The 8,191-nt window shown below is 32.2% G+C and carries 8 protein-coding genes, 1 pseudogene and 1 riboswitch; of the genes and pseudogenes, 3 read left to right on the forward strand and 6 right to left on the reverse strand.

Annotated elements, in window-relative coordinates:
- Positions 1–29 precede the first annotated feature (29 nt).
- Both PBV87_RS15745 and PBV87_RS15750 read right to left on the reverse strand, forming a co-directional pair.
- Positions 30–1,268 (reverse strand): HD-GYP domain-containing protein, encoded by a 1,239-nt coding sequence (locus PBV87_RS15745; RefSeq protein WP_271012890.1) that lies wholly within the window; start codon positions 1,266–1,268, stop codon positions 30–32.
- Between the two features lie 130 nt (positions 1,269–1,398).
- Complete coding sequence (locus PBV87_RS15750; RefSeq protein ID WP_053984699.1) at positions 1,399–2,709, reverse strand: uracil-xanthine permease family protein; 1,311 nt, start codon at positions 2,707–2,709, stop codon at positions 1,399–1,401.
- A gap of 32 nt (positions 2,710–2,741) precedes the next feature.
- Positions 2,742–2,843: riboswitch (purine riboswitch) on the reverse strand.
- Positions 2,844–3,081: 238 nt separating this feature from the next.
- Between PBV87_RS15750 and PBV87_RS15755 the strand changes: the two are divergent.
- The 3 genes and pseudogenes from PBV87_RS15755 to PBV87_RS15765 form a co-directional block, all read left to right on the forward strand.
- Positions 3,082–3,387: pseudogene (locus PBV87_RS15755) on the forward strand (ArsR/SmtB family transcription factor); the annotation flags it as partial.
- Positions 3,356–3,574 carry a NifB/NifX family molybdenum-iron cluster-binding protein gene (locus PBV87_RS15760; RefSeq protein WP_271012891.1) on the forward strand — a complete coding sequence of 73 codons (219 nt, stop codon included), beginning with the start codon at positions 3,356–3,358 and terminating at the stop codon, positions 3,572–3,574. The pseudogene PBV87_RS15755 and the gene PBV87_RS15760, both read left to right, overlap by 32 nt.
- A gap of 334 nt (positions 3,575–3,908) precedes the next feature.
- Positions 3,909–4,088, forward strand: a complete 180-nt coding sequence (locus tag PBV87_RS15765; RefSeq protein WP_053984700.1) for a hypothetical protein — start codon at positions 3,909–3,911, stop codon at positions 4,086–4,088.
- Positions 4,089–4,113: 25 nt separating this feature from the next.
- Here PBV87_RS15765 and PBV87_RS15770 read toward each other — a convergent pair whose 3' ends face one another.
- From PBV87_RS15770 to PBV87_RS15785, 4 genes are all read right to left on the reverse strand, one after another.
- The gene (locus tag PBV87_RS15770; protein ID WP_271012892.1) at positions 4,114–4,866 is read right to left on the reverse strand and encodes a uracil-DNA glycosylase family protein; all 753 of its coding nucleotides are present in this window, start codon (positions 4,864–4,866) and stop codon (positions 4,114–4,116) included.
- Positions 4,867–4,874: 8 nt separating this feature from the next.
- A complete protein-coding gene (locus PBV87_RS15775; protein WP_082238779.1) occupies positions 4,875–5,747 on the reverse strand; it encodes a 4Fe-4S binding protein in 873 nt (290 codons plus the stop codon).
- Between the two features lie 213 nt (positions 5,748–5,960).
- Positions 5,961–7,484, reverse strand: a complete 1,524-nt coding sequence (locus tag PBV87_RS15780) for a hypothetical protein (RefSeq protein WP_271012893.1) — start codon at positions 7,482–7,484, stop codon at positions 5,961–5,963.
- 21 nt (positions 7,485–7,505) lie between these two features.
- Positions 7,506–8,024, reverse strand: a complete 519-nt coding sequence (locus PBV87_RS15785; RefSeq protein WP_271012894.1) for a hypothetical protein — start codon at positions 8,022–8,024, stop codon at positions 7,506–7,508.
- Between the last annotated feature and the right edge of the window lie 167 nt (positions 8,025–8,191).

Genomic DNA, 8,191 nt, shown 5'->3' on the forward strand with positions numbered 1-8,191 from the left:
GGGCTGTTTAATGACAGTCCTTTTATTAGCTATTCAATAAATACTTGATAACGGCGTATTGCATCCCTTTGAGCTGCCTCACGTATCGCAACTAAATTATCATAGTTCTGCTTCAGTACTTCCACTAAACAACTAAATTCCTCATCTTCTTCATCTTGCTCAACACGTTTAAAAATTTCTAATACTTTTTCTGATTTCATCGGTTCTCTATAGGGTCTTTCTTCTGTTAATGCTGTAAATATATCTGCTACTTTCATAATTTTACAGCCCTCATCCAATCCACTATCTTGTATTCCAAATGGATATCCTGTTCCTTTTATATTTTCATGGTGGTATGCTGCCCACTCTTTTACTTTTCCTATTCCTTCTATATGACTTAAAATCTGATAAGTATAATAGGGATGTATTTTCATGATACTATATTCTTCATCTGTAAGCTTATCTGGTTTTTCAATAATTTCTATCGGTACTGCCAACTTACCAATATCGTGAACAAACCCTGCAAATCGCATTAATGTACATTCATATTGACTATATGCTCTTAACTTTGCTAACTCACTTGCAACTGCTGCAATACCACTTGAATGAGTTGCCGTAAATCTACACCTAAAGTCAATTATTTGTGAAAAGAATAGCCCCATTTGAATCATAACATCTTCTGTAAAGGCTATGTTTTTATAATATTCACATCTAGGTGCCAATATCATAGCACTCATACTATCTAGCCAAAAAGCTTCATTTTTACTAATCCTCATAAAAGCTTCTACTACTTTAGGATTAAACATTTTACCACGTTCTTCAATAATCTGTGTTCTTATTTCTTCACTTTTTAGCAAAATATTACTTTGCTGCTGAGCTAATACATCTACTCTATCAGCTAAATATAATATATTCCCCCCTAACATTTCCTCTTGCTTAGGATATTCATCCCACCTTATATGATGATACCGTACATGTACTGCAACATCTTTAAATGATTCTAATATACTTAAAAGCTTATAGCCCTTTTCCGCATGAATCCCCCCATTTATTCCTTTAAAGTCAAAAATATCTACACGATCTTGAGTTGATAATGCCCCTACATCATGAACTAATCCAGCTAATACCATCTCATCTCGTTCCTGTGTGGTTAGCCCAAGCTCTTCCGCTATCCTACCTGCAATATATGCTACTCTTCTATGATGCCCCGTTAGCTGAGAATCTACTAAATCAGCTATTTTTCCCACAGAATAAGCAATATTAAAGATGGATACATTATATTCCCCCATATTAAATTCCTCTCTAGTGTATATTTCATTTTTTAATATTAGATACTAGTATATCATTATTCTTATAGCATTGAAATACTTCAAATATACAAAAAAACTTGCTAGGTCAGCTCTAACCTAGCAAGTTTGCTTATTCTGCTATATCTATTTTTTCATCTTTAGGTAAGATAAAGTTTAAAATTGCCGCTACTAAAAATGCCACAACTATACCACTTTGTGCAAAGATTAATCTTGCCCATTCTGGTAAATATTGAAGTGCATCAGGCACATTGCCTAACCCTAAACCTAATCCTAAAGCAATAGCAACAATCATTCCATTACGTCCACTCATATCTTGTTTAAATACAAGTTGCATACCACTTACTGCAATCATGGCAAACATAATAACTGTTGCACCACCAAGTACTGATTGTGGTGTAGCTGCTACAACTGCTCCTAATTTAGGGAAAAACCCTGCTAAAATAAGGAAAATCGCACCTGTCATAATTGTAAAACGGTTAACTACTTTTGTCATACTTACAAGACCAACATTCTGACTAAATGATGTATTTGGAAGTACTCCAAAGACCGCTGCAATAGCGCTTCCAAATCCATCTGCAAGTACACTACCACCTACTTCTCTATCCGTTGGTTCGCGGTCAAGGCCACCCATAGTAATACCTGAAACATCCCCTACTGTTTCTACTGCTGTTGCAATATACATAATGCACATTGGTATAATAACTTCTATTTTAAATTCAAATGGGAACATAAATGGTTGTGGCATACTAAACCATGCTGCATTTGTAACACCACTAAAATCTACTTTTCCCATGAAAACAGCCACAATATAACCTACAATAATTCCTATTAGTATAGCTGAAACACTTGCAAATCCTTTTGTAAATTGTTTTAAACCTATAATAATGAACATAACTAAGAATCCTAAAAATAAATTAGATAAAGATCCAAAGTCATCTGCCCCAATTCCTCCTGCTAAGAATTTCACTCCTGTAGGAATAAGTGAAAAACCAATAGCAATAACAACTGTACCTGTTACAACAGGTGGAAAGAATCTTTTAAGTGGTTTAATAAAGAAACCTAATATAATCTCAAGGATTGCACCTGTAAAAGATGCACCCATAATGGCACCATAACTATAACTTCCAGCTGCAGCTTGTACAGTTGGTAAAAATCCTGAACTTGTACCCATAACAATGGGTAGCTTTGCTCCAATACGACCTAGTGGATAAAGTTGAATCAATGTAATAAGCCCTGCAATAAACATGGCATTTTGCATCAAAGCAGCTTTTTGTTCTGCTGGAATACTCATGACACCACATACAATAATAAGTGGTGAAACATTTCCAACAAACATAGCTAAAACGTGTTGCATCCCTAATGGTATAGCTTTTTTCAAAGGCACTCTGCCATCTAACTCATAAATACTTTCTTTTCCCATATTTTTCTTTTTCCTCTTCCTCTTATATTTCATTGGGAAGGTGAACATTTCGTAGTCTACTTATTTACGGCAAGTAGGTAGAAACCTTCGGTCCTTATCACCAAATTTATACGATATAATATATGTATACATAAGTCGATTTTATTATAGCATAGCCTTTTATATTTGTGAACTATTTTTTGTATCTAATCATAATGTTCGAGTTTCATATTTATATTTTATTTTTTACACTTCTCTTTCTTATTCAAAAACAATTCTATAATTTAATTAAGTAATCACTTAATTAAATGGAGGCAGTATGGTTAATCCTATTCAGCTTTTCAAAGCACTCTCTGACGAGACAAGACTTCACATCCTTTATTACTTGCTCACAAAAATGTGTGTACAAAAGGTATTTCTAAACATCTTAACATTTCTGCAACTGCTGTAACACAGCATATTAAAATTCTCAAATATGCCGAGATTATTATAGATGCCAAACAAGGTTATCGTATTCATTATACTCTTAACCCCAACACACTTAATATTTTATCTAAATTTATAGATGAGTTAAGATGTCCTAGTACTATGAAGCAACATACTTCTTATCCCCTCAAAGAAAGTTGCACTAAAAGTTGCTGTCATTCCAAGCAAGAAGGGATTTATAATGAAAATATGTTTTCCAATCAATCAAGCTAACGACCTACAAAGCATACCTTATGGGCACTTTGGTTCAGCTCCAAATTTCTTAATCGTAGATAGTACTACCCAAGACTGTATTTGTATTGATAATGGTAACCTTCACCACGGGCATAATAAATGCCAATCACTACAAGCACTTAACCATACACACACTTGTAGCCATGATCATTGCCGTCACCATTAAGAATGAATATATTACATTTGTGTAACAATTCAAACTTCCTATTTACATTTTAACTGAATTATTTTAATATTATATTATCAAAAATTATGAAGGAGGTAAAAATGATGATGAAATTAAGAATGGCTGTAACAGGCACTTTAACAAAAACAAAACCAAATACATTAACACTCCCATCAGTTCTACCTCTAAATGAAAAAGGCTTACTACCTTCTAACTTATTCTAAAGTCCATTATGAGCGTGACACTGCTGTCGCGCTTTTTTTGTGTCCAAAAATAAGTTTGTATCATTTAGAGACTATGTAAAACTGAAAGGGGGCCATCGGGAGGCACTATTTTGAAAATAAAGTTTATATTATGGGTTATTTGCTATTTTAAAAAGAATATCAATTCTATTCTTGGTCATCATATTATTAATACTGATAAAGACCATGAACATTATTCATATAGTATTGGGGAACAGCAAAATAACTCACTAGAAGCACAAATTATTATAGATAGACAACGTCTTATATAATATGAAATGCCACAAGAAATTCAGATTATCCTTGAATTTCTTGTGGCATTTTGTAATTTTTAATTTTCTTCATCATTGTCTCTTTATGTGTAGCAAACTGCTCATGCCTATGTGCATTTGCTCCTGAGGGATGAGGAAAACCTAATAGACACTGCTCTTCTTTTAACTTTCCAGCTTCTATCAACTTCACTAATACTTCTTCAACGCTTTTTCCTAGTGGTATAATTAAAGCATCTTTTAAGATCTCTAATTGAGGATAAAAATACGCTTCTATATATTTCATGAGTAATTCATTCTTTAGAAGAGGTGGTTGATGGCCAGTATAGTTTTTACCTTTGACAAAAGTAGCATAAGGAATCATAGAGGTTGTATGCAACAAGTAATCATGATCACCAAATAACTGGGATGAATCGTTAAGCCCATATTTTTTTTGTAACTCTAACTCATTAAGCATACTAATAATGTTTTTTCTTAAGCTGCCCTCAAATCGGGCCTCTTTCTTACATATATAAGGGATTTCTTCTTTTGACACACCTTCCTCAGTACACTTTCTTGCCGCTACAAGCGACTTATTCATCTGATTGAAACCAGGAGTAATCCCTACGATAAAGATTTTTGCATTGGAATTCATATACTCATTATGTGTACAATAATAAAGGCTTACATCTTTTACTTCTTCTATTAAAAGTTCTGGAATAAGAATATCTTCTTTTGTATAACTCTTTTTGATCGGTAATGTCTTAATGATTTCTAAATACTTATTAAATATACTAGACATAAAACCTCCTAACTAAATAGCGCTTGTTCTACTACTTCAAGTCCTATTCTTTCAATCACTTCTGCAAAACGCTCACCACTACCTGCATGCTCATTATAAAAAGCTAATACTTTTTCTGTAACTTCATATATTTCATCTTCTTTAACTTTTACTTTACAAGGTATTGCAAGTCTTGACTTTCTTCCTAGTCTTCCCCCTAAAAACACTAAAAATTCTACTTTATCACTTTTTAATGCATTAACTGGACATTCCGGAATACACTTCCCACATCTAGAACATTTTTCTTTTTCTAATGCTAAGTACTTTTCATCCACTCTAAAAGCATCATCTGGACAAACTTTTACACACTTCTTACAGTGAATACATACCTCTTCTATAAGTTCTACACCTTTCACTGCAAGAAATGCTAAATCATTCCCTTGTGCTTTCCCATAGCTATTGGGACAACCTAATACTGTAATTTTAAATTTCCCCGGCAATTTACGACCAAAGAAGCGCTTGTCCATCTCACGTGTAATACGATTTGTATCTGCTAACCCATGTTTACACACTGTCCCCTTACAAGTTAAGATTGCTCGAACAGTGGGACCACCGCCGCCAATCCTTAAGTTTTTCTCATTACAAAATGCTAATACTTCTTCTAAATTTTCTTGTTTTATATAAGGGATTTCTAAAGTTAAACGACTTGTAAGTCCTAATTCACCATTACCATACTTACTTGCTACTTCAGATAAACTCGTCATTTCATCTACTGTAAAATACCCTGCATCGCTTAAAAAACGAAGTACAAAATATCCTTCTTGCTTCTGTGCAATAATTCCCTTTGCTTTAAGTTCAGCTAAATCTGTCATTCTTTCACGTCCTTTACTGCAAATTTTCATTGCGATTAATTATACGTCTGTTCTACAAATTTTTCAACATTTCTTTCTTAGCTTCCTCAACTTTCACCTTCTACCATATTCTCCCTTATCCAATTAACATCTCAGTTAGCACACAAAAAATAAGTGAGCTCATCTAAGCCCACTCCTCCTCACCATATAAAAATAACTCATTTGTTCAGAACGCTTAAACTATAGATCAAATTATATTAGTAATTATAATTGCTTCCATACGTTTTTAGCTTTATGTACATTACCATATACCTCAAACACCAATTTAAAGAGCTCTTTTTCTGAAAGTTTAAGTACTTCTTTTTCACTTTCTGGTATCACTAGCTCTATCTGCTCTAATGCCTGTATGTAACTTATGCCTTTTAACTCTATTTCAAAGTTATTATAACCATCTTTTACACCTATCTTTAATAAATTACTATCTATAGATACAGATTTCTCATCCCTATTACTTATGTAAGTACCTTGTATATCTATACTAAGTGCAAGTCTCTGCATTATATCAACTTTATATTTTAAAGTAAAATTATCATTTTCTATGTTAGGATTATAGATCCATCTATAATTCATATCCAAAAATTTTTCTTTATTATTTCCTATATTCCAACTTACCGTTTGGAATTTCTTTTCTTCCTTTTCTCCATAATTGTGTTCTGACTGGATAAACATTTGAATTTGGTCATATTCATTTTCTACTATAAATTCTATTTCAATATCATCGGTTAAGTAATGACTACTGCCAAAGCTAAGTTTCCCCTTTACATTGGCTTGATCATATAACCCCTCCACTTTAGTTGCACATTCTATTTGAGTAATATATTTATTGGTATTAACTAATAGTTTAAATGTTATTCCATCCTTAAACTTTAATTCTCCTAACCTTTTTTCTCCTGTATTATAAAATGCTTCATACTGTTCTTCTATACTTGTATCTTTATCATCATTTTGGACAAGTAATTGCTGTTTAATGGCTTCTTGAAAAATACTATCAGTCATAACAAGGTCATAGACCTCTAATAATACTTTTTTCAATGTAATTTCTTCTATAGTCACATTAAACAAAAAGTAATTCTCATCATCTATTTTCTGTTTTCCCAGAGAGCTTATCTGCATTTCTCTAACTTCTTTTTTAATAATTAGTTTTAAAGCTTCATTGAAACAATCACTTTCATGTTCTACATCTAATGTTTCAAAATCAAAGCTTCCATCAAGTTCAGGTAGCCTTGTCAATTTTCTAACCACTGAATTATTAAAATCCTCAACAAATGTAGCTTTTTGAATCGTATAGTAATCCTTAACAAAAGGTTCTAGCTTAAGTGCAAAAAGATCTTTATTGGTATAGCAACTCCCCTTTATAGCACATATTTGTTGATTAAGCAGACTTATATCTATTAGACTTTCATCTTCTCTAGTTGCTCGCGTAATTTGTAAAATCATATTAGTCAAAGCTTCTTTTAATTCAAGCCTTGTACCGTTTTGGGCAACTGAAATTAGCTGAAGTTGTGTATCTGATTGATACCCCACTCCATTTACAAATTGCTTTTGAAATACTTCCTTTACTATTTCGCTTTCTTCAATTAATTTATCATCTGTATTCTTAATAGCCTTTCCCAGAAAAATGGTGGGTGATATAGTCGCTAGCACTGTATCTTTTGCTAATATGCCACCACCTAAAAGGATAACAATACATATGATTATAATACTAATATGTGTTCCTTTTTTATTCATTGGCCTCCCCCTACATACTACTTAATCTATCTTCATACCACATCCACTACAAAATTTTGCCCCTGCATCTATAACTTGCCCACAAGAGCATACTTTTTTATTATCCTCTTCAGCTTCTTTTTCTTCTTCTATAACTTCCTTAGATATTTTAATAGACTCACTTTGACTTACAGGACTAACTTGAGGCGTAATAGGAAAATGTACTTCTTCTTTTATTTCTCTTTTTTTGCTTGCTTCTTGTAGAAGTAATTCCTCTTTTTGTCTAATATCTTCTATTTCATTTTCTTTTATTTTAATCTCAGCTTCTAACTCTTGAATTTTGAGGCAAAATGTTTTACATGCTTCTATATTGATTGACCCTTGTAAATACATTTTATAAAATAGATCACTTAAATCATTTTTCTGCTTTTGCACATCTTGGTTAAGTACATTAATACTACTTTTAACCCTATTTACTTCCATAAGAATATTAGATTTAATAGAAACTGTATTTACACCCTTATCTAATGTTTTCTTAAATTTATTTAAAAAATCAGCCATATCCATTCTCCCCTTTTAAATGACTTTAATGATTATGAACTCAATTCTATTGTATATCCTCAAAATATTTTTAACAATACATATTATTCTTTTTATTTCATTCAATTTTAAGTATTTATTTACTCTTTTAAATAACTACAAAAAGAGGCTACTTAATAGTAGCCTCT

This window comes from Holtiella tumoricola, from assembly GCF_027857615.1.
Lineage (GTDB): Bacteria > Bacillota > Clostridia > Lachnospirales > Cellulosilyticaceae > Holtiella > Holtiella tumoricola.

Excerpts from the sequence above, each read along its gene's own strand:
- PBV87_RS15745 (WP_271012890.1), bottom strand. The coding sequence starts at position 1,268 with ATGGGGGAATATAATGTATCCATCTTTAATATTGCTTATTCTGTGGGA.
- PBV87_RS15750 (WP_053984699.1), bottom strand. The coding sequence starts at position 2,709 with ATGGGAAAAGAAAGTATTTATGAGTTAGATGGCAGAGTGCCTTTGAAA.
- PBV87_RS15760 (WP_271012891.1), top strand. The coding sequence starts at position 3,356 with ATGAAAATATGTTTTCCAATCAATCAAGCTAACGACCTACAAAGCATA.
- PBV87_RS15770 (WP_271012892.1), bottom strand. The coding sequence starts at position 4,866 with ATGTCTAGTATATTTAATAAGTATTTAGAAATCATTAAGACATTACCG.
- PBV87_RS15775 (WP_082238779.1), bottom strand. The coding sequence starts at position 5,747 with ATGAAAATTTGCAGTAAAGGACGTGAAAGAATGACAGATTTAGCTGAA.
- PBV87_RS15780 (WP_271012893.1), bottom strand. The coding sequence starts at position 7,484 with ATGAATAAAAAAGGAACACATATTAGTATTATAATCATATGTATTGTT.
- PBV87_RS15785 (WP_271012894.1), bottom strand. The coding sequence starts at position 8,024 with ATGGCTGATTTTTTAAATAAATTTAAGAAAACATTAGATAAGGGTGTA.